Annotated in this window: 24 protein-coding genes and 1 pseudogene; 7 read left to right on the top strand and 18 right to left on the bottom strand. The window is 60.9% G+C overall.

The window, feature by feature from the left end; genetic code table 11:
* Positions 1-79 precede the first annotated feature (79 nt).
* The 6 genes and pseudogenes from J7E80_RS24635 to J7E80_RS12835 all read right to left on the bottom strand — a co-directional run bounded on the left by J7E80_RS24635 (position 80) and on the right by J7E80_RS12835 (position 3,628).
* Complete coding sequence (locus tag J7E80_RS24635; protein ID WP_396020772.1) at positions 80-421, bottom strand: tyrosinase family protein; 342 nt, start codon at positions 419-421, stop codon at positions 80-82.
* Positions 401-618 (bottom strand): annotated as a pseudogene (locus tag J7E80_RS23825) (IS1380 family transposase); the annotation flags it as partial. The gene J7E80_RS24635 and the pseudogene J7E80_RS23825, both read right to left, overlap by 21 nt.
* Before the next feature lie 1,004 nt (positions 619-1,622).
* The gene (locus J7E80_RS12845; protein ID WP_215052084.1) at positions 1,623-2,330 is read right to left on the bottom strand and encodes a bacterial transcriptional activator domain-containing protein; all 708 of its coding nucleotides are present in this window, start codon (positions 2,328-2,330) and stop codon (positions 1,623-1,625) included.
* A gap of 411 nt (positions 2,331-2,741) precedes the next feature.
* Positions 2,742-3,062: a recombinase family protein gene (locus J7E80_RS23820; RefSeq protein WP_311380821.1), complete on the bottom strand. Its 321-nt coding sequence runs from the start codon at positions 3,060-3,062 to the stop codon at positions 2,742-2,744.
* Positions 3,022-3,357, bottom strand: coding sequence for a hypothetical protein (locus tag J7E80_RS23815; protein WP_251036781.1), 336 nt, complete (start codon positions 3,355-3,357; stop codon positions 3,022-3,024). Before J7E80_RS23815 ends, J7E80_RS23820 begins: the two co-directional genes overlap by 41 nt.
* Positions 3,329-3,628: a DUF4193 domain-containing protein gene (locus tag J7E80_RS12835; protein WP_215052082.1), complete on the bottom strand. Its 300-nt coding sequence runs from the start codon at positions 3,626-3,628 to the stop codon at positions 3,329-3,331. The genes J7E80_RS23815 and J7E80_RS12835 overlap by 29 nt, the downstream gene beginning before the upstream one ends.
* Positions 3,629-3,913: 285 nt before the next feature.
* Between J7E80_RS12835 and J7E80_RS12830 the strand changes: the two genes are divergently transcribed.
* Both J7E80_RS12830 and J7E80_RS12825 read left to right on the top strand, forming a co-directional pair.
* Positions 3,914-4,624 carry a glycogen debranching N-terminal domain-containing protein gene (locus J7E80_RS12830; protein ID WP_311380820.1) on the top strand — a complete coding sequence of 237 codons (711 nt, stop codon included), beginning with the start codon at positions 3,914-3,916 and terminating at the stop codon, positions 4,622-4,624.
* A 153-nt stretch (positions 4,625-4,777) separates the two neighbouring features.
* Complete coding sequence (locus tag J7E80_RS12825) at positions 4,778-4,984, top strand: hypothetical protein (RefSeq protein WP_215052079.1); 207 nt, start codon at positions 4,778-4,780, stop codon at positions 4,982-4,984.
* Between the two features lie 204 nt (positions 4,985-5,188).
* On the opposite strand, the gene J7E80_RS12820 is transcribed toward J7E80_RS12825, so the two are convergent.
* Genes J7E80_RS12820 through J7E80_RS12775 form a run of 10 tightly spaced genes read right to left on the bottom strand, consistent with a single transcriptional unit; the run spans position 5,189 to position 14,473 of the window.
* On the bottom strand, positions 5,189-5,500 hold the full coding sequence (locus tag J7E80_RS12820) for a hypothetical protein (protein ID WP_215052183.1): 312 nt from the start codon (positions 5,498-5,500) through the stop codon (positions 5,189-5,191).
* Positions 5,501-5,510: 10 nt separating this feature from the next.
* Positions 5,511-6,779 carry a low temperature requirement protein A gene (locus tag J7E80_RS12815; RefSeq protein ID WP_215052077.1) on the bottom strand — a complete coding sequence of 423 codons (1,269 nt, stop codon included), beginning with the start codon at positions 6,777-6,779 and terminating at the stop codon, positions 5,511-5,513.
* Positions 6,780-6,836: 57 nt separating this feature from the next.
* Positions 6,837-7,595, bottom strand: a complete 759-nt coding sequence (locus J7E80_RS12810; protein ID WP_215052075.1) for an SDR family NAD(P)-dependent oxidoreductase — start codon at positions 7,593-7,595, stop codon at positions 6,837-6,839.
* A gap of 49 nt (positions 7,596-7,644) precedes the next feature.
* On the bottom strand, positions 7,645-8,307 hold the full coding sequence (locus J7E80_RS12805; protein ID WP_215052073.1) for an SDR family oxidoreductase: 663 nt from the start codon (positions 8,305-8,307) through the stop codon (positions 7,645-7,647).
* A 17-nt stretch (positions 8,308-8,324) separates the two neighbouring features.
* Positions 8,325-9,467: a thiolase family protein gene (locus tag J7E80_RS12800; protein ID WP_215052071.1), complete on the bottom strand. Its 1,143-nt coding sequence runs from the start codon at positions 9,465-9,467 to the stop codon at positions 8,325-8,327.
* Entirely contained in the window at positions 9,464-9,892 is a 429-nt protein-coding gene (locus J7E80_RS12795; RefSeq protein WP_311380819.1) for a zinc ribbon domain-containing protein, read from the bottom strand. Before J7E80_RS12795 ends, J7E80_RS12800 begins: the two co-directional genes overlap by 4 nt.
* A gap of 31 nt (positions 9,893-9,923) precedes the next feature.
* Complete coding sequence (locus tag J7E80_RS12790; protein ID WP_215052069.1) at positions 9,924-10,727, bottom strand: enoyl-CoA hydratase/isomerase family protein; 804 nt, start codon at positions 10,725-10,727, stop codon at positions 9,924-9,926.
* Between the two features lies 1 nt (position 10,728).
* Positions 10,729-11,949: a CaiB/BaiF CoA-transferase family protein gene (locus tag J7E80_RS12785; protein ID WP_215052068.1), complete on the bottom strand. Its 1,221-nt coding sequence runs from the start codon at positions 11,947-11,949 to the stop codon at positions 10,729-10,731.
* Positions 11,946-13,151 carry a CoA transferase gene (locus J7E80_RS12780; protein ID WP_215052066.1) on the bottom strand — a complete coding sequence of 402 codons (1,206 nt, stop codon included), beginning with the start codon at positions 13,149-13,151 and terminating at the stop codon, positions 11,946-11,948. Before J7E80_RS12780 ends, J7E80_RS12785 begins: the two co-directional genes overlap by 4 nt.
* 2 nt (positions 13,152-13,153) lie before the next feature.
* A complete protein-coding gene (locus tag J7E80_RS12775) occupies positions 13,154-14,473 on the bottom strand; it encodes an SLC13 family permease (protein ID WP_215052064.1) in 1,320 nt (439 codons plus the stop codon).
* A 210-nt stretch (positions 14,474-14,683) separates the two neighbouring features.
* Between J7E80_RS12775 and J7E80_RS12770 the strand changes: the two genes are divergently transcribed.
* The 5 genes from J7E80_RS12770 (at position 14,684) to J7E80_RS12750 (ending at position 21,396) form a co-directional block, all read left to right on the top strand.
* Positions 14,684-15,493: an IclR family transcriptional regulator gene (locus J7E80_RS12770; protein ID WP_215052062.1), complete on the top strand. Its 810-nt coding sequence runs from the start codon at positions 14,684-14,686 to the stop codon at positions 15,491-15,493.
* A gap of 134 nt (positions 15,494-15,627) precedes the next feature.
* Positions 15,628-16,404, top strand: coding sequence for an enoyl-CoA hydratase-related protein (locus tag J7E80_RS12765; protein ID WP_215052061.1), 777 nt, complete (start codon positions 15,628-15,630; stop codon positions 16,402-16,404).
* Positions 16,405-17,281: 877 nt separating this feature from the next.
* Entirely contained in the window at positions 17,282-17,680 is a 399-nt protein-coding gene (locus J7E80_RS12760) for a heme-binding protein (protein ID WP_215052059.1), read from the top strand.
* A gap of 70 nt (positions 17,681-17,750) precedes the next feature.
* Positions 17,751-18,563: an SDR family oxidoreductase gene (locus J7E80_RS12755; protein ID WP_215052057.1), complete on the top strand. Its 813-nt coding sequence runs from the start codon at positions 17,751-17,753 to the stop codon at positions 18,561-18,563.
* Positions 18,564-19,239: 676 nt separating this feature from the next.
* Positions 19,240-21,396 (top strand): glycogen debranching N-terminal domain-containing protein, encoded by a 2,157-nt coding sequence (locus tag J7E80_RS12750; protein ID WP_215052055.1) that lies wholly within the window; start codon positions 19,240-19,242, stop codon positions 21,394-21,396.
* A 72-nt stretch (positions 21,397-21,468) separates the two neighbouring features.
* Here the strand turns inward: J7E80_RS12750 and J7E80_RS12745 are convergent, their stop codons facing one another.
* A complete protein-coding gene (locus J7E80_RS12745; protein ID WP_215052053.1) occupies positions 21,469-21,924 on the bottom strand; it encodes a response regulator transcription factor in 456 nt (151 codons plus the stop codon).
* Positions 21,900-22,313, bottom strand: a complete 414-nt coding sequence (locus J7E80_RS24630) for a hypothetical protein (RefSeq protein WP_396020767.1) — start codon at positions 22,311-22,313, stop codon at positions 21,900-21,902. Before J7E80_RS24630 ends, J7E80_RS12745 begins: the two co-directional genes overlap by 25 nt.
* Between the last annotated feature and the right edge of the window lie 411 nt (positions 22,314-22,724).

Here is a 22,724-nt window from a genome sequence, read left to right as displayed (position 1 = left end):
TCTGGGTGCCGTTGAACTGGCCGAGCCAATAATTCTTCGGGTCCCAGACGAGCAGTTCGTCCTTGCCCGATGCCATGAATCATCCGACACGGGAAAATCCCGGGGGAACACCACAACGATTGCCTTCATACAAGTGCGGTGTCACCACGGTTGCGTCCCGGGAGTTCTTCGCCCGTTGCTCATTCTCAGGATGAGCCCAAGGCCGGGTTATGGGTGGTGGTGTGCCGGCCCATGGCTGCAGGTTGGCATTGATCGCTGTTGAATTTGTTTCACTGCCGTAGACCTGAGCGGGGTCGAGCCGCCACCCCTTCCCTGGCTCCGTCTGCCACCGGGCGAACAGGCGATCCACGTTGGAGTGGAGGAGAAACGCGAACGGATCACGAAAAGATAAGTGGACGTGTTCCCCGCCGCCGGCCAGCATGATCGCCAACGAGCCCAGGATCGTGCCGGGCCGATGCCACGCGACGGGACAAACTGGCCCAAACGGTCCTCGCACAAGTCTCGGAACCCCAGCGCGTCAACAAAGGACGTCACGACATTCAGCCCGGCATGAGAGATCAGCGCCTGCCCCGTCGTGCCGACAGGAAGGGACGGAAAAACTCCGGTAATCTTGGACATCAGAAAGGTGCTTCTTTAGCCGGTAGAAAAGTGCGTCAACAACACTATTTTCCCAGCTCAGAAGCACCTTTCGTCGCTTAACCACACCCAAGGGACGGCACCCTCATGAAAACCCCGGGCTAGGTCAAGGAGTCAACACAAAACCACGGCAGTACTCACGGAACTCGTGAGAACGTCAAATTATTTGCATATTCGGTGCTTATATGACTAGTTTTGTCATATTAGTCGAACCTAGGGGATAACGGTGATATTCGAAGCGACTCCCTTCAGACTACATATCCCCCGTGGGTTTCAGGCACCCACCGGAAGGCTGTCTTTCGGAGCACTTCCCAAACCGCGACGAAGCATTCTACAAGACAGGGGGTACGTATTCCCGGCAACTCATTTTCCCAGCAGGCAATCTTGAGCAAACCTTTCGCGAACGTTGGCGGATTCCTGATTCCCGTGCAGCAGGATCAAAGGTATCCGGCGACTGCCGGTTCTCGGGCCTTCCTTGGCGGAAATGCCCAAGACGCTGTCTGCGGACAGCCGAGGCGGGCCCGGGCATCGGCGTCGCGATCGTCCAGCCTGTGGGTTGTCGCAGACTGAGAGTGGGGGGAAATGTTATGAGACGCGATGATGGTCCGTCAGAAATCTCCGGTTCAGGTCCAGCCGGGACGGACTCGGCGATGCCGCCCATGGGCACGCTAGTCATCCGTACCTGGTTCGAGCCGGATCAGGTGCCCGGATTTCGCGCCAGGCTAACTTATAGCACGGGTCCGGACGGCGAGCCCAAATCGGTCGCCGCTGCTGATCCGGTCGAGGCCTTGAGTATCGTTCGTCAATGGCTCCTTGCACAGCCAGGCTCTCCAGACGAAGTATAGGCATGCGGCAACCGAAGCTTGGAAGCAAGATTGCCCGGAATCGTGCCTCCCGCAACTCCCCAAGCGTTACCGTCGTCGACCGCAGGGATTCGCTTATGGCTGCTCTGGAAACGTATCTTTCATTCCGTTTCAGCTGCACTGTCACCGAACGTCTGCGACAAGCCTTCGAATTGCATCCGACGGAGCAATTCCCATATCTGCCTTCAGCTGCCCTTGATACTTCTCGAAGGCCCGAAGTGCTGAGGCGTTGTTACCCTGCTGCCTCTCAGCCTGAATTAGGAGTCCTACCGCTCGTTCGTAGAGCGGTTCCAGTTCCAGTGCTGCCTCGGAGGCTTCCAATGCAACCTCGTAGTCGCAGCGCGCCAGCGACTCGCGGGCTATGACGAGAAGGGCGTGCAGACGGTCCTGCCTAAGCCGGGTCTGCTCAAAAATAATCCAGTCTTCGTACCAGCCCGGTAGCAGGTCTGCATGACGCAGCTCCTGAAGGCATGAAGCAGCATTGCCGTTGAGCCCGATTTGGCTCAGTTGTCGAATTTGCGACCGGACGCGGTGCAGGTCGACGTCCACGAGCTCGCTGAGTGAAAGCACCGGCCCGCCGTTGACCAACAAGCCCGGCACCTGCCTTGTAATGAGATGCACGCTCACTCGCAGGCTTTCCATGGCCCGCGGCTCGGAATGATTCGGCCAAAGTAGCCCGACCAGATAGCTCCGGGGGCGCGGACCATTTATGGCCAGCGCCGTCATCAGCCGTTGTTGGCGCGCTGCGACATGCACGATATTGGCGCCCCAAAGAAGTTGCCATGACTGAAACAGGCTTAACTGAAAACCACCACGGTCACCGTTGCCCATGGCACCCCCAAATCCAGTGGCTTTAGAGATCTGGGATAGATCTAGGAACGAGGATCCGGAGTTTCGTGAGGGATGTCAACGATCCACGTCATCTGGAAGCTTCTCCAAGCAATGGAAGGTGCCATTCTGCATCATTGAGGGGTTATGAGGAACGATGTCACTCATGCGGCCGAACCAAACAGTCGGGACTTGATCTGTTGGCTCGTCGGGAACCAGGAGTGTTGGCAATTGCTGCAAACCACTCCCTGCGCCGCTTGGGTACTTTAACTACCCGTTCCCGGCAGTCGGTCCGGCCCAGAACGCAGTTCCAGACAGGAATGCGCCAACGCGGCCCGTGCGGTTTAAAACGAGAAATTCCCCCTCCCTATGTCCGGAAGCCAAGCAAGGTGGCCGCTGAAAACGCAATCCCTCCTAGCCGTCAGGGCGCAATGCCCGCGTCAACGATGAGACGCTGACGCTGAGCCGCTCAGCAGTCTTCTTAAGAGTATTTCCCTCGCTGCGTAACTGCCGGGCAGTTTCCAGTTTTCCTGGCGTCATGGAGCGGGGGAGGTTGCCAAGCCGTCCGCTGGCCTTGGCTGCGGCCAGGCCAGCTTTGGTCCGCTCGGAGAGCCGTGACCGTTCGTACTCCGCAAGGGAGGCGAACATGTCAAAGATGAGCTTGCCGTGAGCGCTGGTCGTATCTAGCAATGATTCAGTCAGGGACCGAAACCCTCTCCCCCGCTGATCCAACACCGTGACGATGTCCGCCAGGTCTGCTGTGCTGCGGCCCAGCCTGGTCAGGTCCGCACAGGCGCAGCACCGGTGCGTTGAAATGCCCGTCCCTGAGCTGGAAGCCCGGGCAGAAAGTTCCCTCGCCGATGAAGACCCGCACTGCCCGGCGCATGGCTTCGGGATCACCCAGTGCCTGAAAATAGGCCTCCAGGTCCGCGGTCGTGGGCAGCGTGAATTCCTCACGGATGCTGTCCCAGATGCGCTCCGGGACAGCCGGCCAGAACCGCTCAGCCCTCACATTCGACGCAGTAGGCATGGCCGTCCTTCTCGCGCGCCTTCTGCGAACGGTGGCGTACCAGGAAGCAGGAGTAACAGGTGAACTCGTCATCGGCCTGGGGAATGACCTGGACGACAAGCTCTTCGGCAATGAATTCGCCGCCCGGGGTCAGGCCATCAAGAGCGTCAGCCTCGTCGAGCTCCTGGACCACCGACTTCGCGTCCGGGGCTTTGGCAGTCTTCAGGGCTTCCAGGGAGTTCTCCTGGGATTCCTTGACGTCGGTGCGCAGTTCATCGTAATCGGTTGCCACGAAGGTGCATCTCTTCTCTGTTGGATGGGGGATTACCGGTCCTGCAACGTACAGGACGTGGGAAGAATTCCCCTAAAAAGATCCAGAGGGAACATGGCCCTTGTAAGGGGCAGCCTTTTCCGCTGCAATCCGTGCCCCTTGCCCACTCGCACGGTAGCGGGCACTAAGCTACGGGCGTAGATTCAATTCCACCGGGAATGGCGGGCGGTTGCAAAGGAGCCAAAGGTCGCTGGATGGAATGCAGACAATGCAGCGGGCCCCACTGGGCAGGGCGCTGTAACCCTCGTGGACGGGTCGTCGTTTTGCATTTCCATGCAAAACGGCGATATTTCTCCAGAGTACCCCCACGGTGTTTTCCATCAAGACACGCGGATTCTGTCTCTCTGGCGGCTGACCATCAACGGCCAGCCGCTGGAACCGCTAAGCGCTTGGACCCCTTCGCCCTATCAAGGAATCTATATTGGACGTGCCGTTCGAGCCGATGGCCGAGCAGACAGCCCGCTGACCGTTGAACGAACGCGTGAGGTGGGGGCAGGCATACTGGAGACCATCACGATCCGTAATTATGCGCCGGAGCCAGCCGCATGCGACGTTCTGCTGTCCGTGGATGCAGACTTCGCGGATCTATTTGAAGTCAAAGACGGGCGATTCCGGCGGCATTGGAAACAGGAACGGCATCTAAAGGACTGCGCGGTGCACGTGGTGGCCGTCTGGGAGGATGTGCGGAAGGGCGTTTTCGTGAACGCACCCGGCAGCGACGCCAAATCCGAAGGCCTTCACTTCCCGGTGATGATCCCCGCCCATGGAGAGTGGGGTGTCCGAGTAACCGTGGTCCCTGATGTGCACGAGGGCAGCCCGCCCCCGGTCCCACACCCTGATCCGGATACCGTGTCGCTCCGGGACAGGCGACAGCAGCTCTGGGCAGAGTTGGGTGCATGGATGATTCGTTTACTAGTGCATGCAGAGTCTTCACGGTGGTTCATGCCCGTTGGGTAGCGGAGCAGGGAAAGTTGCGTAAGACCGTTGCCAAGATCGGGCACGTCGTATGGAACGAAGCTGGCACCGAGTGCAGCATCTACATTCCCGCACGGTTGCAGCACGAGATGCTGCCGGGTGTTGTCGCATCGCTGAGTGATTGTCAACCGTGACATGAGCCGTATGAACGGCCAGCAACCGGGCGACCCGGCGAAGGCGGGAGCCGCCATCATCGACGCCGTCATGGCCGAGGCCCCGCCCTGCCGCCTCCCCCTTGGACACGACGCCCTCGAACGTGTGGAGACAAAGCTGCGTTGTGTGTCCGAGGAGTTGGAGACGTGGCGCGCGGTGGGCATGCCGCCTCGTGGCCGTCGGGCTTGACGACATGACGATGGAGTCGATCGCCGCCAGGGCAGGGGTGAGCAAAGCGACCATCTATAAAAGATGGCCCACCAAGCTTGCGGTCACGCTGGAGGCCTTCCGTGCCCGGACGGCCAATTTGTCACCATCCCGGATAGGGGCGCCAGCGGCCCTGCCAGAGCCCCGAAGGCATGACCTTCGCCACGCTTCTGGCCCACAGCCAGATCAGTCCGGACGCCCTGGGACGCCTTTCGTGCCCAGTTCCTGGCCGAGCGACCGTCGGTCGTACGAGGAGAAATCCGTGCCGGTATCGACCCCGGAACCGTCATGGACCTTATTTAGGGACCGGCGATACTCCGGCTGCTCACGGTCGCCGCCGGCGACCTCGCCCACACCGGTATCCAAACCACGGTCGTCGAGCCAGGCCGAACTGCCTGCGAACGCCTTGCGGGGTCTTCGGACAGGGCAGGAGCAGTCGATAAGTGTTGGATACTGCGTCGCCTCGATAGAGGTGCCAGGAGAGAGTGACTGTTGCATCGGATGTACGTTATTGAAGGGCTTGCCCTCGCGCCAACGTCCTGGCCAGCGCTTCGGCGGCATGTTTGCGTCCGATTGTTTCATAACCAACAACAACGATCGCGGGAGAAAAGGTAACGATAATGAGACATAAACCAATTGAAGATCCGGATGCTGCCAGGATTACGGCTGTTGCAATCAGCAGAATCGTTGCCACGATGAGTGCAATATGAAATATGTCGAATTCCTGCATCATGAACGTATAGAGGGCAAAGAGGATTATCTCGAAAATCAGGACTGGAACAGCGACCGCGGTGACGGCACCTAGAGTGCCTATGCGCGAGGTGCCCTGAATCGTGTAGGCAACGATGTGCAAGCCGGCGCCCGTTGCGGCAATCGCGGCATAAGTAGCAATGTGGCTGTATGCCCAGATCACCGCCCTCCTGCGGTGACGGGCGAGGACTTGGGCCGAGGGAGTGATGAAGTAATTCCACCAGAGGCCAAAGGTTAGTCCCACCCCCGCCAGGATGGTGACCACTGCTTCCGTACTCCATCCTTCCGTCTCCACCAGAGCTGAAACGGAAGCAACCGTGCCGAATACTCCCTCCCCCAGCGCGATGATGGTGAGCAAGCCATAGCGCTCCGCGAGATGGTGAGGGTGCCAAGGCGTACCGCCGTGCCTCTTTTCGACCAAAACCGGGCCGGCGAGTTCGAGCAGGATAAGGACTGGAAACATTGCAAGTACCATCGCCGGCGGTGCGTCGGTTAGTGCCAAGGCTACCCACCCCAGCTGCGCGACAAAGATAAAAGACGCGTGCGCCAGTGCAGCCCTGCGGTGCTTAGGAGCCTGAGAAATCGCTCGAAGCCATTGCGCAACCATTGCCACGCGCATGATGACGTAGCCCGCCACCATTATCCGGTTGTCCAAACTGCCGCCCGCTTCCAGGGATAACAGCGAGTGGAACATGGGTGGCAAACCCAAGGCCAGGATGACAACGCCTATCATCTGGACCATGGTCATGATGCGGTAGAGCCAGTCATTGGTGTCGAATGCAGAAGCAAACCAGGAAAAGTTCGTCCAAGCCCAGCAAATGGCAAACATTGCGAAACAGAAGCCGCCGATTCCCTCCCGTACGTGTGCCTCTGCAAGCATGTGGGCGAGCTGATCCGCTGCCAGCCCGAAGGCAACCACGAAGGTCAGGTCGTAAAGCAGCTCCAGAGGTGTGGCGGAACGATCAGCCTCGTTCGGGTCGCGGCCGCTCATGCTCGTCAAGCCGAATCCCAAACCTATCTGGGACATTTCGGTCTCCCATCCTTAAATACGCGCATCCCGCGGCGTGCGGCGTCAGCTCGCCTGTTAATTAATGGACGGCTGTGCGTAGAGGCTCTTTCCGCCGCATACGTACAGGACTTGTCCGGTCACGGAATTATTCGCCGGGTCTGCGAAAAACCGTGCCGCCCATGCTACATCGTTTGCCGCGCCGAGGGATCCCATGGGTTGGGCCCGGAGGAGCCGGTCCATGACTTCCTGTGGCTCTCGGCGAAGCAGTGGTGTGTCGATCAGGCCAGGGGCCAGGCAGTTCACCGTGATCCCGTACTTGGCGAGTTCGATCGCCAAAGACCTGGTGGCTGACACGACTCCCCCTTTGGACGATGAGTAGGCGAGCTGGCCGAACCATCCGAGCCAGGCGCGGGATGACACGTTGATGATTCGCCCCGTCCTGCGGCTGATCATGCTCGTGGCGGCTGCCTGGGAGCAGAGAAAGACACCCGTTTGATTGATGGCAATGGTGCGCTGCCATTCTTCGTCGGTGATTCGGCGTACACCGCGGTCGATGCTGATCCCGGCATTGTTTACCAGAATGTCCACGGGGCCCAGTTCCACTTCTGTTTGCTTGAAAAGCGCCTCGACCGCTTCCCTGTCGGTGACGTCCACCGCCAGACCGACCGCTGTACCACCGTTGTTCGTAATGCGCTTGGCTGTCTCTGCCGCGCGGTCGCCGGCGATGTCGGCGATGACAACTTTGGCTCCGTTGGCCGCGAAGTCTTCGGCGACTGCGAGACCGATGCCGCTGGCGGCCCCGGTGATCACGGCGACCTTTCCGTTGAGTCTCATGAGAATTGTCCTTTGTTGAGGGTGGGGTTCTTTCTTTTCGCCACGCTGGTCAGACCGAGAGGCTGGAGAGCAGGCTCGCGCCGCCGCAGCAGTACAGCACTTGGCCCGTGATGTAGCCGCTCCGGGCATCGAGGAAGAATTCGCTGGTGCTTGCGATGTCCTCTGCTGTGACTGGGGTCGGGGTGAGGGGCTCCGGTTCGCGCAGGTGTGTTCCGGCGGGCCGGCCGGCGTCCCGAAGGATGCTGCCATGAGGAGGCAGGGCAGCCACCACGTTCACGGTGGCGCCGTCCTGACCCAGCTGCAGGGCGAGACTGCGGCAGACGGCGGTTAGTGCCCCTGCGGCGGCGGCAATGTGTGGACGGTCTGGCCAACCGAGCCCGTCGCGGCTGCTGATGGCCACGATCCTTGCCCCGCCATCCCCGCGGGCACGGAAATGAGGGCGCAGCTGCTCGACCACTTTGAGCAGGCTGCCCACCACTCCTCCGGCATTAATGCCGTCGCTGGCGTCCAGCAGTCCCGGTTCATAGATCAGCGCGTCGATGGCTTCTTGGCCTTCCAGGAGAGCGTTGATTTCCCCGGGATCAGGATCTTGGCCGATAGTCTTCACCGCCCACCCACCCGAGCGCAGTTTGTCGGCCACTGCGGTTGCGGTTGCGGTTCCCGGGGAGGCGAGGACTGCCAGCCTGGGGTGCCGCTGTTGTGAGTCAGTCATTGGTACCTAGTCCTTGTTCAGTTGGTGGTCAGGATGTGTATTGAGCAGGCGCCGTTGTCGACCCCGAAGATCCCGCCGCCGGTCACATGCGTGAGGGCGACCTCGGCTCCCGGTACCTGCAGGTCTGCGGCCTCACCGGTCAGCTGCCAGTAGGATTCGCAGATCTGGGTCACGCCGGTGGCTCCTACCGGGTGCCCACGGGAGAGCAGGCCGCCGCTGGGGCTGATGGCTACGCGCCCGTCCCGGTCGAACTCTCCTCGTGCCGTGGCTTTGTATGCTTGGCCGCGCTCGGTGATTCCGAGCGCCTCGGTGTGCAGGAACTCGGCCACGCTGAACGCGTCATGGAGCTCCACGAGGTCCAGGTCGTTCGGTTTGAGGCCGGCCATCTCGTAGGCGGCTTTGGCTGCCCGGGCGGTGATGTCGGGCCAGGTCATGTCCCTGTAGGAGGTGTGGAAGTCCCCTGAGCGCACGACGCTGGCCCGCATGCGGATGCTCGGTGTGGTGAGCTCTTTGGCGAATTCCTCCGAGCACAAAAGCACTCCCGCGGCACCGTCGCTGTTGGGGCAGCAGTGCAGGAGCCGCAAGGGATCGGCTACGGGGCGTGACTGTTTTACGTCCTCGGGGCTGATTGCCTGCTGGAAGTGGGCGCGTGGGTTTCGTGCTCCGTTGCCGCGGTTTTTTACCGATACCCGGGTCAGGTCATCGGCTGTCGCCCCGAAGTCATGGAGGTAGCGCTGGGCGCGCATGGCGTAAGCCGCTGTCATCACCATGCCTTGTGAGATTTCGATGTCGTTGGTCGTGAGCGGAAGAGTTCCACCTCCAAACCCGGAGAGGTTCTCGGTTCCGAAGGCGATCACGCAGTCGGCGAATCCGCCGGCGATGGCCTGCCAACCGAGGTGGACCGCGGAGGCCCCGCTGGCGCAGGCGTTCTCCACGGTGTAGACAGGAGGGCCGGAGACGCCTACCCGCTGGAGGACACGCTGGGCGAGAAGCGAACCGCCGTACGTCGACCCGCCGTAGCCGGCATCGACCTGTTCGGGGCTGATTCCGGTGCTTGCGAGGAGCTCCTGAACGGCGCGGAAGCCCAGTTCTGCGGCGTTGACGCCCAGGTGCTTGCCGAAGGGGTGAACCGCGGCGCCTGCCACGTACACCGGCCTCATCGTGCAACTCCGGACGCGGGCAGTTCAGTGACCTCGGCGACAATATACGAGGACAGGGCGCCGGTATCATCCTCACCTATGGCTCCCACCCTCAACTCCACCGGGGTATTTGGAGCGAGTGCTTCGTCGGCATCGACGTGGGCCAGGAAGCGGGCTCCGTCGAGGTCCACGTACGCCAGAACGTATGGCGGCTGGAATGCAGCAGGGCCGATGCGTACGACGGTCGAGGCGTAGGCGATGCCGTAGTTGCCGGTGCGTGTTTGTTCGACGTTTCCGGATGCGCACTTTGAGCAGATTTCCCTCGGCGGGAACCAGGTGCTGCCGCAGTTGTGGCATTTAGTGATCATCAGGGCTGTGTGATCGCCGTCCTGATGGATCCATTCGCCTCCGACCAAGGTCGTGGCGTGCGATGTTTGCGTGTTCACAATGTCGTCCTTCTTCCTGGTTTCGTAGTCTCTAGCGGCCCTGATATTGAGGTGTGCGCCGTTCGGCGAAGGCCGTTCGGCCTTCCACCCGGTCTTTGGTGTCCCTCAGCAGGCCCCACAGCAGCTGTTCGAGTTCCACTGACTTGCTCAGTGAAAGATCTTCGGTTCGCATCGCGAGGGTTTTGAGGCTCTTGATGGCCAAGGGGCCGTTGGCGGCGATACGGTCTGCGATCTCCAGTGCATGAGCCAGCAGCTTCCCGGCCGGGATAACATCGCTGACCAGCCCGATGCGGTGTGCTTCAGCGGCGTCTATGCGGTCACCCGTGAGGATCATTTTCATGGCGACGGCCCTGGGTACTGCCCGCAGTAATTTCGATACGCCTCCGACGGCCGGCACGCTGGCCCAGCGCGGTTCGGGTAGTCCGAAGGTCGCGTTGTCGCTGGCGATTCGCAGGTCACAGTCCAGCGCGATTTCTGCACCGCCGCCCAGGGCGTGCCCGTTGACCGCCGCGATCAGGGGTTTATTGATCTCCAGTTCGCTGATCGTTATCGCCCGGACGTAGAGGCCCTCATCGACACTGCGTTCATAGGAGTGGAAGTACGCCTCGGCGAAAGAGGTTTCCGGGGGCAATGTGCGCTTGAGGTCGGCTCCTGTGCAGAATGCCCGCTCCCCTGTTCCGGTGACCACCGCCACCATCAGGTACGGGTCGTCGCGGAACCGGCGCAGTTCCTGGTTGAAAGCACGCATGGAGTCCACATCCAGTGCGTTAAGCGCTTCCGGCCGGTTGAGCCGGATAATAAGGGTCTTTCCCTGGCGTTCTGTCTCGATCGTCATATTAGCCAACGACTCCTTGCTGGTTTAGTGAATCAAAGGTTTCCGGGTCCATTCCGAGCAGCTCCAGGCACACGTCCCGCGTGTCAGCGCCAAGGAGAGGAGCCGGTCCGCGGAGCCGGCCGGGGGTCCTGGAATGCCCGTAGGGAATGCCGTCATAGATGCTTGGTCCCATCACCGGATGATCGAGCCGGACCCAGTGATTGCGTGCGCGCAGTTGCGGGTCCTGGTTCAGCAATGCGTCAGCGTCCAATACGGCGGAGGCCGGCACTCCTTCTTTGGTCAGGGCGGCAGCCAGCCGGTCAGCATCCCAGGTCTGTGTCGCAGAGTTGATCAGAACGTCCAGCGCCCGCCTGGCGTTTCGGCGGTCCTTGGCGCTGGCCAGGTCTGCCCGGCTCGTCCATTCCGGTGCGCCCAGGACGGAGCCCAAAGAGCGCCACTGCGCGTCGGTGAAAACTGCGACGGCGCACCATTTGTCATCGCCTGCGCACCGGTATACACCGTGCGGGGCCGCAACGGGATCGTCGTTGGCAGCACGCTCGGTCTGCTGTCCCGCCGAGGCTGCCAGCAGGGCGGGTCCGATGGCGTTGACGGTGGACTCCAGCTGGGCGAGTTCGATGTGTTCCCCCCGTCCGGTCCGGCGCCGGTTCCGCAGCGCGGCGAGCACCGCGATGGCACCGTGCAGGGGGTTGGGAACGTGATCGGGATAGTTGGTTCCGGTACCCACGGGGAGCCGGTCAGGGTATCCGGAAAGTCCGAACAGTCCGCCGGCGGCCGCGATGGTCAGACCGTAGCCCCTGTAGTCACGGTGCGGGCCGCTGTTGCCCTGCATTGGCATATCGAGGTAGATGATGTCCGGACGGACGCGGCGGACCGTGTCGTAACCGAGGCCGAGCCGTTCCATGGTTCCGGGCGTGTAATTATTGGCAACCACATCGCACTGTGCGATCAGCTCGAGCGCTAGCCGGTTCCCTTCTGGATGCTTGAGATCCAAACAGATGGACCGTTTGCTCGAGTTCCGGTTGGCGAAGTACCCGCTGCGGTTGATACCAGCCTGTCCGTCGCGGAAAGGAGCCATGGAGCGGATCGGGTCTGTTCGTGTCCTGGATTCAATTTTGATCACGTCAGCTCCGTGGTCAGCCAAAGGTTTGGTAAGGAACGGGCCCGCGCCGACCCACGTAAAGTCGGCGACCCTGATGCCTTCGAGGGGGAGTTCGGTGCTCATGCTGGTGTCCTTTCGTACCCTGGCCCGGCTGCGGCACCAGCCTCCGGCGCGCCGATGCTGCCCAGTGAGGGTGGCCCCGACCTCGGTCCAACGTGGCTGTTGGCGAACCGGTATGGAGGGCCGGGGAAGCGCAACTGATTCCCGCCGACGTCGATATTGCGGAAGAAGTCCCGGGCAACGAGCTGTGGGTCGTTGATCAGATCTTCAGGTGTCGCCACCGGGGCAACGCTGATACCCCGGCCCTGACCTGATTCATACAGCTCCTGCTTGGTCCGTGTGCGTGCGAATTTTTCGAAGATTACCCGGAACGTCGAGCTTCCTTCACGGCTCCGGCGCCAAGTCCGTTCCTGCCACTTATCGGCACCAAGGGTTTCTGCTTCGTCAATTCCTTGGCCGGTGAGCCAGTCGATGATGGACTGCCAGGCCAGCGGTCGGCCGCCCAGACCCCCGACCAAATACACCCAGCCGTCAGCGCATTGAAAGAGTCCGGTGCCCGCTTCTGCCGGGCCAGCTCCGACCCGTTTGCGTACCACTCCCTCCAGGTCCAAATATTGAGCGGCGTTTTCCAGTGAATGGGCTACAGATTCCTGGACCGAAAGATCCACAACTTGCCCGCGGCCGGTCGACTCGAGGGACAGGAGTGCGATGAGGGCTGCCGTGGCGGCGTGGACTCCAGCGATTACGGAGGTCTGGTTGCCCCAGGCCCGCAGGGGTTCGCGGTCCGGGTCTCCGGCCAGTCCGAGCAGGCCACCAGCGGCGAGCAGCGTCAGGTCGCTGGCCGGCCGGTCAGCGTAAGGCCCGGTGAGACCGAATGGGCTGATCGACACATGAACGAGCCCGGCGTGCCTGTTGGTCACATCTTCCGGGTGCAGATCTTTGGCGCGAAGGAGGCCAGGACCTTCACTGGTCAGCAGCATCTGGGCGGTATCGAGCAGATGCTCGAGCTGCGCCGCGTTACCACCGTCGGATGAGTCGGCAATCAGGCTTTGTTTGCCGGCTTCGGTGAAAGCGAAGCTGAAGCTGATTCCGTCGTCCGTCCGGGGTGCGTGGTTCCGCTCCGGCGCGCCGCCGCATGGTTCGACACGGATCACCTCTGCCCCGAGGTCACTGAGCAGCCGGCCGGTGTAGGCGCCAAGCCCTGTGGTCAGGTCGACCACGCGTACGCCTTCAAGGGGTCCATCCGTGGTGGGCGTGAGAGTCATCGTTACCACCATCCCGTCCACACCAGAACTGCCCAGCTCAGGAACGGGGCTACGATGACCAGGCCGAATCCCCAGATCATGAGCTGACGGTAAATGGTGTCCTGTTTTTCGGCGGGTGCGTTGGCGACCACCAGGGCGCCATTGGTTGAGAAGGGGCTGGAATCAACGACCGAGGCGGAAATGGCCAGTGCCGCGATGACTCCAATGGCACCGACATTTCCTGATAGGAGCACGGGAATAGCGAGCGGGATCAAGGCACCCAGGATCCCGGTCGTGGAGGCGAAGGCGGAAACAATTGCCCCGACGAAGCAGATCACGAGGGCGGCAAGAAGGGGGGAAGAGATGCCGGCGATGGAGTCGCTGATGAAATCAACAGTGCCAACAGACTCGAGCAACCCGACGTAGGTGACGATGCCGCATATCAGCAGCACAACGCCCCAGCTGACCTGGCCCAGAACATTCTTGGCGCTCCCCGGAGACAGAACTGACAGCAGGACCGCGAGTGACATTGCCATCAGGCCGATATCAAGGTTGAACATCAGCGCGCCCACGACCAGGCCCACCATTCCCAGAACCGTAATGGTGCGGTCGCGGGTAAGTGTCAGGATCTCCGTTCCAGGCAGGGCCCGGGTGGCAACGCCTACAGCCGATCCGCCAGTACCTGGTGAACCACCCGCGTTCGCGCTTTCATCGTCGTCGCCCGCCCGCCTTTTTTCCCTGATCAGGGTCAATCCGCCGAGCACAAGGTAAACGCCGACAGCAAGGACCAGGTTAAAGACCGCGTTACTGAGAAACAGCAGGGTCGGGCTGGCCGGAATACCGCTGCGCTCAACGATCTTGTTGGTTATTATGCCCAAAACGCCCAGCGGTGAGAAGTTTCCGGCAGCAGAGCCGTGCACCACCATCAGGCCCATCATCAGGGGGTTGATCCGGTAGCGGGCAGCAAATGCCATTCCGATCGGGGCGATGATCGCAACAGCTGCAGGACTCAGCGCACCGAGCCCCACAAGTACAGCGCTCAGGACGAACATGACCCACGGGATGGCGGCGATGTGTCCGCCGACCCCTCGAACGGACCATTGGACCAGCCAGTCGACCGTTCCGTTGCTCTTTGCGATGGCGAACAGGTAGGTGACCCCGACCAGGATCACGAACAGATTGGCAGGAAAGCCCTTGAGCACATCCGAAGTGCTCTGGCTAAATACCAGGGTCCCCACAATGAAGGTCGCCACCAGGGCGAGGGCGCCCAGATTGACCTTCCGCAGGGTTCCTATGAGAAAGATCGCCGCGAGAACGCCGATCGAAATCAGATGCAGGGACATCAAGTCCTCCTTGACTTTGGGGCCACTACTCTGTGGCGACTTCCGAAAGAGATTCGCATTTGCGGTATCAGCTTCGGTATTACGAAGTTACGTCGGACGAGCTCCGCTGTCAAGAGATGATTCGTGTATGCGAAGTCTGTTCCTGAAACACGGTGCGTGGCAGACTTGAAGCCAAAGAGTTTGCACGACGAGACGAGAGGACGTGAGAACGTGCATTCAGCACGCCTGGAACGAGCCCTGAAGATCCTTGAGTATCTGGGACATCACCAGGAGGGGTCGCCACTGAAGCGCATCTGCCAGGATCTCGACCTTCCGATGAGCAGTGCCCATGACATGCTTCAGGCCCTAGTTGAAATAGATGCCGTACGCCTGGCAGATCAACGCACCTACCTGCTGGGCCCGCGCTCTCTCGTGCTCGCTCTCTCCATCGTCGACTCCGTAGATCTCCGCCAAATCAGCCGTCCGTACCTGATGGATTTGTGCGAAGAGCTGAACGAAAATACTTACCTTGCGCTGCGCAGCGGTACCTCCGTGATCTATGCCGATCGATACGAGGCCGGGCAAACCCTGTCGGTGGTCATGAAGCTTGGCGGGCCGCGTCCGTTGCACGGTTCCAGCGTTGGCAAGCTCATCACGGCCTACACTCCGGATCTCGAAGCCCGGGTACTTAAATCACCCGCCTTGGAGCAGTTCACCCCCCTGACTATCACAAATCGTGGTGCCCTACGGGAGGAGTTGGCAGCCATTCGCACCAGGGGGTACAGCGTCAGCGACGGCGAAAGCGTTGAAGGCATTGTCGGCCTGGCCACACCGATTTTCGATGCCGCCGGAAGCGTGGGTGCCGCCGTTCACGTCTCGGCCCCCCGCGGAAGGCTGGGTTCTGACCGCCTCCCCCAGGTCCTGACTGCAATGTCTCGGACAGGGGCGCTGATATCGCGACAGCTCGGTGCACCAGAAGATGCCATCCCCGCCCAACCCCTAACCGAGGTCATCGCCCTGGAAGAAAACCGTCTCGCCTAGAGGGTTCGCTGGCTCATCGAGCCGGTCGGCGATCGGCAAAGTAATTGCTGCCGAGCTCATAGCGCCCAACCGCATGGATGGAACACACCGTTCGCGGTCCGGCCATGCGCGGCGAACACGCGAAAGGAGAGGACATGCCCGACGAAATCCTCGTCGAGCAGCAGCAAGCGATAGCAACCATAGTTCTGAACCGACCGGAGCGCCATAATGCCCTGACTATGGGGATGTACACAGGACTGCCCGGAATAGTTGCAGCGCTGGACGCAGACAGCTCAGTGAAGGTTATTGTCCTGCGTGGGGCTGGGCAGCGGGCATTCGCCTCCGGTGCAGACATAAGCGAATTCGAGCGTGAGCGGGGAAACGCGGTAAGCGCACGCAGATACAACGACCATGTCGCCTTGGCCGAGCGTGCTTTGGAAGAACTGGAAAAGCCGATCATTGCCATGATCCATGGGTATTGCATTGGTGGCGGTGCAAGCCTCGCCCTGGCCTGTGACCTGCGGTTCGCCGACTCGACAAGTAAGTTCGCAATCACACCGGCCAAGCTGGGCCTTGTCTACAGCCTCGAGTCCACCAAGCGGGTCGTCGATCTGGTAGGTCCCGCACGCGCAAAATGGATTCTTCTGTCGGGTCTGCAGGTCCCCGCAGAACGCGCACTCTCCTATGGATTATTCGATGAACTGAAGCGCACAGAGGAACTGGAGGAGTTCACTTACGAATTTGCCGAAACCATCAGCAGCCGCGCTCAGTTCAGCGTTCGGATGGGCAAGGAGATGGTACGCCGCGTCATTCTAGGCCAGGTTCAGGATGACAACGAAACCCTGGACATTCGCAACTCATCCTTCGACACAAGTGATTACAAGGAGGGCGTGCAGGCCTTCCTGGCCAAACGCCGACCAAACTTTCACTGATCGCGCCTCAGGCATCCCCCGGACCGGCTTCGGCATTCGCGGCGCGTTCAGCCCATTCAAGCGCTGCAGCGATATGTTCCTCGTTGGGGAGTGCCTGCTGTCCGGCAGGCGAAGTTTGTCATAGATATAGGCGGCGACGGCCGTGGGTGAGGTGGAGCGTCCGAGCCTGCACCGGAAGCTCCGGGCGTTCTTTCTTGCCGCAGATGAGGATGCTCATGGTTGCCCACAATCGGTAAATTCGGCCGGCGGCACCTTCTCACCTTGCCTATCTGGATCTGAACCATTGGATTTAGTTGGCCAAATATCAAAAGGGCCATAGAAATGGAGCGCCGGCACCGACCACTGTTTCAGGGCTTGTCGGGCCGCCGCTACAGAGCAACATGTCCTCTTCGTCTTGACCGCCTCGCGCTTCGCCGAGAGACACGATTCCGCTGCGCTGGCGCTGACGGCGCATGCTGGCCAGTACTCGATGTTGCCTGGTTGGTCCCTCATTCCCATCGTCAACAAGTGCTCTGCTTCCCAGTCCGGCACGTTCCCCATCCGTTGCCTGTTTCGGTATTGCGAACAAGAGGCTTTCCGACCCTCAGTGAAGCTGACTGCTTGACACATCCCATTCCATCAGCGTAACTTCGAGTTTGCGAATTCAGCATCGTGCTCACGAAGTTTCCTTGAAAACCGCCAACATCCACTGGCGTCAGGTCATGGAGCACTAAATGTCTACACGGAAACCAAACCCGTCATCTGAAGCTTCTGAGGACAGGTTCATGAAATCAGCAGAATCGCGGCTCGCTGCGGGCAGGGCGCGCGCGTCATCATCGTCCACCACGGCAACAAGGGCCCAGTGGAAGTAAAACCGGATCGCTTGAAGGAGGCAAACATGCAGGTTTCGATACAACAAGCATCGGAAGTCATTTCGGCCGCAGAGGCAAAGGCACGCGAACTGGGTGTGCCGGTCATCATCACCGTTCTCGACTCAGGGTGTCATATCAAGGCCCTTCATCGCATGGATGGCGCCCCGCTGGGCTCCATCGATATCTCGATGGGCAAGGCCAGGACAGCAGCACTGTTCTCATGCAATAGCGAGGACGTCTGGGAGTTCTGCAAACCCGGCGCGCCCGCTCCGGGGCTTGAGAACAGCAATGGAGGACTGACGCCCTTTGCCGGCGGCATATCCCTGAAGGCCCCCGATGGATCCCTGATTGGCGCAGTCGGCGTATCAGGAGGGGCTGTCTACCAGGACAAAGAGATTGCTCAGGCAGGCGCGTCTGCTCTGTAAATCTCCTGACAACGATAGCCACACATCCAACAACGACAGCTACACACCGATTTTCTAAAGGAGTTCTGAAATGGGTAAGACTATTCTGATTACTGGCGCAGCAGGCGGCTTCGCTCATGGTGCGGCCATCGGCATGGCGCGCAACGGTCACAACATCATCGCAACGGTACAAGTGTCATCGCAGGTTACCCCGCTACGAGAAGAAGTCGAGCGCCTCGGCCTGAAAGACCGGATCAGGGTTGAGCGTCTTGATCTCACGGATCCTTACGACATCGATCAGGCCCTGACGTGGGACTATGACATCCTGTGGAACAACGCCGGCATGGGTGAGGCTGGGCCGGTGTGGGAAATCCCTATCGATCTGGTGCGTGAGAACTTCGAAGTCAATGTGTTCCTGCCCCTGGTGCTCACCCAGCGAACAGTACGCAAGTGGATCGACGAAGGCAGTGCGCGGGGCAAGAAGGTCGTCTTCACGTCTTCGATGGGCGGCCTGTTCACGCCTGCGAACTGGGGTACCTATGTCTCGACCAAACATGCCCTGGAATCGGTGGCGGAGGCGCTGCAGCAGGAGCTTGCCTCCTACGGCATCAAGATCCAGACGATCAATCCGGGCGCCTATTACACCGGTTACAACGAGACCATGGCGGACAACCCGTTCCGCTGGCTGGACGAGAAAAAGCATCTCACCAACCGTGAAGCATTGCGCAAGGAATTCGACGATTTCTTCGCAACGCCGGAAGGCAGGATGGACGCGCAGGAAATGATCGACACGATGATCGAAGTCGTTCCGGCCGACACGGGCAAATTCCGCAACGTCAAGCCGAAGGCCATCGAAGACATGCTCAAGCAGCATCAGGCCGAGGCCTGGGAGGCCACCATCTGAGCACGCTAAACGGGTGCGGGCCTTACCGCCCGCACCCGACCGACCATCCGAGTCATCCCGGAAGACAGCAAAGATCTCTCCCACCCGCTGGAGATCGGCGTCCTGGCGGCGCGTGCTGCTCAGGGACCGCTCGCGGTGGCGGCCGGCGCGGGTCTGCATGGACTCTCCGAGCCGGACACGCAGCGGGGCGTCCGGCACGCGCTGTTCGGCTTGCGTCGGCGACCAGCAAAAGATTGCTTTCGCCTTGCCGCTACTGCCTCTCGGCTTTGAGATCGACAAAGGCCTCAAGCGCAGTCAGCAGCTGACTATCCCGTCGGCAGAACGCGGCGGCTGCGGGGTGTCAGTGCCGGGTCTCTAGTTCGTGGATTCGCCCATGAAGGGTGTGGGCCTTGCCCTGACCTGCCAGAGCTCGCTACCGCGCGGCGGACGCCCTGCCATCGACCAGTCAGGAGAGTATTGAGAATCGATCTGCCGCGTTCCGGCTGAAGCAACCGGAAGACGTGTCCAAGAGACAAAGCATTGGTGCAGGCGGAGGATGCTTTTGAGAATCAACGCAGCCTCTGGTGCGTAGCAGAAGACGGGCGTAGCGTCCTTTGAAAGGAGGGAAGGCGGTACTGGGTGCGCGGGTACACATCCGGTCAGGGCGTCCCCGGTCGATGCATTGGAGGAGCCGGCGATGGCTGGTTGGAATGCTGATACTGCGGCCGGTCCCATAGGGGCTGGGGCTGTCACTTTGGTAGAGGGATCATCGTTCTGTATCTCCTCACCCAACGGCGACATCCATTCCGAACATCCACATGGTCTTTTCGTCCACGACACCCGCATCCTGTCCAGCTGGAGGCTCACCATTGATGACCAGCCTCTTGAGCCCCTGGCGGCGGAGACGAAGGAGCCGTACCGGGCGCTGTTCGTCGGCCGTGTTTCCCGCTCGGACGGATATGCGGACAGCTCGCTGATCGTGGAGCGCCTGCGCGAAGTCGGCGCCGGCATCCAGGAGCAGATTACTGTCCGGAATTATTCCCTGGAGCCGGCCGAATGCGTCCTGGCCTTGAATATCGAGGCGGACTTCGCGGATCTTTTCGAGGTGAAAGAAGCACGGGTCCAGCGGCCCTGGGACGAAACCCGGCAAACCGACGGGGATACTCTCACCATCCGGGGGGTCTGGCAGGATGTCCGCAAGGGCGTCACCGTCCAGGTCTCCGGCGCAGATATTACGCCGAAGGCTCTCACATACCGGGTGGCCGTCCCGCCGCACGGGCACTGGAGCACGGTCCTGACCGTGGTGCCCAGCACCGAGGGAGCCAGCACCGAGGCGGCTTTCGTCCATCAAGATGGGAACGGATTGTCCCCCAGGGACCGGCGCCGGCGGGAGTGGGTTGCCAAGATTCCTGTGCTGCAGATGGGAAACCGCTCCATCGAACGGACCCTGCGTCGCAGTTACGACGATCTGGGCGCGCTCCGCATCGAGGATCCGGACCACCCGGAACGGGTGGTGGTGGCTGCCGGGGCACCCTGGTTCATGACCCTGTTCGGCCGTGACTCGCTATGGGCGTCTCAGATGGCGTTGCCCGTGGACCCGTCCCTGGCCTTGGGCACGCTGCAGACGCTGGCGGACCGCCAGGGAACCGTGGTGGATCCCGTGAGCGAGGAGGAACCGGGCAGGATCCTGCACGAGGTCCGGCTCGACGTCTCCAGCGGGCTTTCCCTCGGCGGCAAGTCCGTCTACTACGGCAGCGTCGACGCCACCCCGCTGTTCGTGCTGGTGCTCGGATCCGTCAGCCGCTGGGGCTTTGCCAAGGACACGATCGCCGCACTGCTGCCCCATGCCGATCGTGCGCTGGACTGGATCCGGGATTACGGGGACAAGGACGGCGACGGGTTCGTCGAATATGAGCGTCTCAACGACCAGGGGCTGATCAACCAGGGCTGGAAGGACTCCTGGGATGGCATTAATTTTGCCGACGGTACCCTGGCCGAGCCCCCGATCGCGCTCTGCGAGGTCCAGGCATTGGTCTACACGGCCTATATGTCCCGGGCATGGATGGCATACGACGCGGGTGACGCGCCTTTAGCGGCTGAACTCGTTGACCAAGCGGCCCAGCTCAAGAAACGGTTCAACGAAGAGTTCTGGCTGCCCGACCGCGGGTACTACGCTGTCGCCCTGGACGGCAAGAAGCGGCAGGTCGACGCCTGCGCGTCCAACATGGGGCAATGCCTGTGGCACGGCATTGTCGATGAGCATAAGGCGCCGCTAGTGGTGGAGCGGCTGATGTCGCCGGAGATGTTCAGCGGCTGGGGCGTTCGGACCCTGGCAAGCGACATGGGCGCCTACAACCCCGCCAGCTACCACAACGGCTCCGTCTGGCCACATGACAATGCGATCATCGCGAAGGGACTGCTGCGCTACGGCTTTGTCGCCGAGGCGCAGCGGATCTCCACCGCCCTGCTGGAGGCGGCCGAGTACTCCGACGGCCGGTTGCCAGAGCTGTTCTGCGGCTTCAGCCGGGACCAGCTCGCCACACCAGTTCCCTATCCCACGGCCTGCTCACCACAGGCCTGGGCAGCGACCACACCGATCATGTTGGTGACCAGCCTCATGGGGTACGACACGCACGTATCCCGCGGAGGGCTATGGATGGATCCCGTACTCCCGGAATCCTACGGTGACCTGCACATCACCAACGCGCCTATGGCCAGCGGCCGGATCACCATCGACATCTCCAACTCCCTCCCGTCTGTCCAGGGACTGCCCGAAGGAATGGTGTTTCACCGCGGGCACAGGCCTTGGATGACAGAACTCGTGGAGCAGGCCAAACTGCACCCGAAGACGTAGCGGGTGAACATATTAGGCTGTCGTGGCATGGGCGCACCGGAGGCTGGCCGGCCCACTGCATACGATTATTCTTCATCGTCCGTCCAGCGGTGAAGCGTTTGCCTCGGACAAGTTCATGGCGGACGTCGCGGGAAGGGCGTCTGCACGAAGACCGGCTTTATGGTTTTTGGAGTGGAAGCTGTAGTGCTTCGTGGAGCGAGCCTTCAATGCACGCGGGCGAAATGGCTTGGTCATAACTGCGTTAGCTCCCGCTAGCGTGAGCTTCTCTGCAATGTCTTCGTGCCCGGTAAACATGAGGATGTGCACATTGGTGAAGATTCTGATCAGCTCGATTACTTCAAGACCGTAGATATCGGGAAGGTCGAAGTCGAGAATTACGAAGTCCGGGACGTGGTCGAAGACGGCGTTGATACCGGTTGTGCCGGTGGGAGCGGTCCGGACATCGATACCTGAAGCACCCAGGATTGCCTGGATAAGACCGCGAATGTCCGCTTCGTCCTCAGTTACAACAACCGTTTGAATCCCCAAGATCGCACGTCTCCCCCTTGGGCTGCCCCAGCAAACCCTGAGCAAGAGACTATCAAAATGATGATTGCACTATCTTTCTCAGCAAGGGATGACTGACGCGCGAACTTTGGCCAGGATCTGGCCGGAACTGAGCATATCTGGGGGATTTTGTTGCATCCACATTGAGGTTGCCGGGTCAGAATGGCAGAAGCATCGAACAGTAACGCTGACTGACGCCTTCGAAGAGTCGCGGCGATGGTTTGCCGCTCGACGACCAGAGGGCGGGTCCGCGCTTGGATCGCCAGTGATACCGCGAGAGCAGCAAGTTCTTCATAGGGTGGAGGCTCCGTGAGCTTCGCCGCCTCCTCGTCGTCGTAGCCGACGAGGGTGATGTCGCCAGGAACGGTCATCCCGTTCTGCGCGGAGAACGTAATGCCGGGCCCGCCATCCGATCGTATTCGCAGAACATCCCGTCAAACGGAAAGCCAACTGCCAAGGGTCGTCCAACTCGCAATCTCCAGGCAGACACCACGAACCGGATAGGAGGAACAAAGTGAAGGACCAACGACGAGGAAAAGGAGTCGGAGGCGGAGTTTTCTCAGGTCAAGTTGCCCAAACCGCGGGCGTCCCTAAACAAGTAATGGACGACAAGCGGTCGATCAGCGAAGCAAGCAAGGAGGCAACCGGCCACACCACCGGCCACTAATAAAAAAGGCCCCGACGGGGCCCTTCACAACAGAATTTGTCCACACTGAGCGGCTCTAGGAGCGCCTGAGGGGGGAAAACACTGTGCCCGAGGTGGGACTGGAACCAGCCGCTCC

It is taken from the genome of Arthrobacter sp. ISL-28, from assembly GCF_018613875.1.
Taxonomy (GTDB): Bacteria; Actinomycetota; Actinomycetes; order Actinomycetales; family Micrococcaceae; genus Arthrobacter.
This window is presented reverse-complemented; position numbering and strand designations above follow the sequence as displayed.

Coding starts and splice junctions, on each gene's coding strand:
- J7E80_RS24635 (WP_396020772.1), bottom strand. CDS start 421: ATGCTGGCCGGCGGCGGGGAACACGTCCACTTATCTTTTCGTGATCCG.
- J7E80_RS12845 (WP_215052084.1), bottom strand. CDS start 2,330: ATGGGCAACGGTGACCGTGGTGGTTTTCAGTTAAGCCTGTTTCAGTCA.
- J7E80_RS23815 (WP_251036781.1), bottom strand. CDS start 3,357: ATGCCTACTGCGTCGAATGTGAGGGCTGAGCGGTTCTGGCCGGCTGTC.
- J7E80_RS12825 (WP_215052079.1), top strand. CDS start 4,778: ATGAGCCGTATGAACGGCCAGCAACCGGGCGACCCGGCGAAGGCGGGA.
- J7E80_RS12820 (WP_215052183.1), bottom strand. CDS start 5,500: ATGCAACAGTCACTCTCTCCTGGCACCTCTATCGAGGCGACGCAGTAT.
- J7E80_RS12815 (WP_215052077.1), bottom strand. CDS start 6,779: ATGTCCCAGATAGGTTTGGGATTCGGCTTGACGAGCATGAGCGGCCGC.
- J7E80_RS12810 (WP_215052075.1), bottom strand. CDS start 7,595: ATGAGACTCAACGGAAAGGTCGCCGTGATCACCGGGGCCGCCAGCGGC.
- J7E80_RS12805 (WP_215052073.1), bottom strand. CDS start 8,307: ATGACTGACTCACAACAGCGGCACCCCAGGCTGGCAGTCCTCGCCTCC.
- J7E80_RS12800 (WP_215052071.1), bottom strand. CDS start 9,467: ATGAGGCCGGTGTACGTGGCAGGCGCCGCGGTTCACCCCTTCGGCAAG.
- J7E80_RS12790 (WP_215052069.1), bottom strand. CDS start 10,727: ATGACGATCGAGACAGAACGCCAGGGAAAGACCCTTATTATCCGGCTC.
- J7E80_RS12785 (WP_215052068.1), bottom strand. CDS start 11,949: ATGAGCACCGAACTCCCCCTCGAAGGCATCAGGGTCGCCGACTTTACG.
- J7E80_RS12780 (WP_215052066.1), bottom strand. CDS start 13,151: ATGACTCTCACGCCCACCACGGATGGACCCCTTGAAGGCGTACGCGTG.
- J7E80_RS12775 (WP_215052064.1), bottom strand. CDS start 14,473: ATGTCCCTGCATCTGATTTCGATCGGCGTTCTCGCGGCGATCTTTCTC.
- J7E80_RS12765 (WP_215052061.1), top strand. CDS start 15,628: ATGCCCGACGAAATCCTCGTCGAGCAGCAGCAAGCGATAGCAACCATA.
- J7E80_RS12760 (WP_215052059.1), top strand. CDS start 17,282: ATGCAGGTTTCGATACAACAAGCATCGGAAGTCATTTCGGCCGCAGAG.
- J7E80_RS12755 (WP_215052057.1), top strand. CDS start 17,751: ATGGGTAAGACTATTCTGATTACTGGCGCAGCAGGCGGCTTCGCTCAT.
- J7E80_RS12750 (WP_215052055.1), top strand. CDS start 19,240: ATGGCTGGTTGGAATGCTGATACTGCGGCCGGTCCCATAGGGGCTGGG.
- J7E80_RS24630 (WP_396020767.1), bottom strand. CDS start 22,313: ATGACCGTTCCTGGCGACATCACCCTCGTCGGCTACGACGACGAGGAG.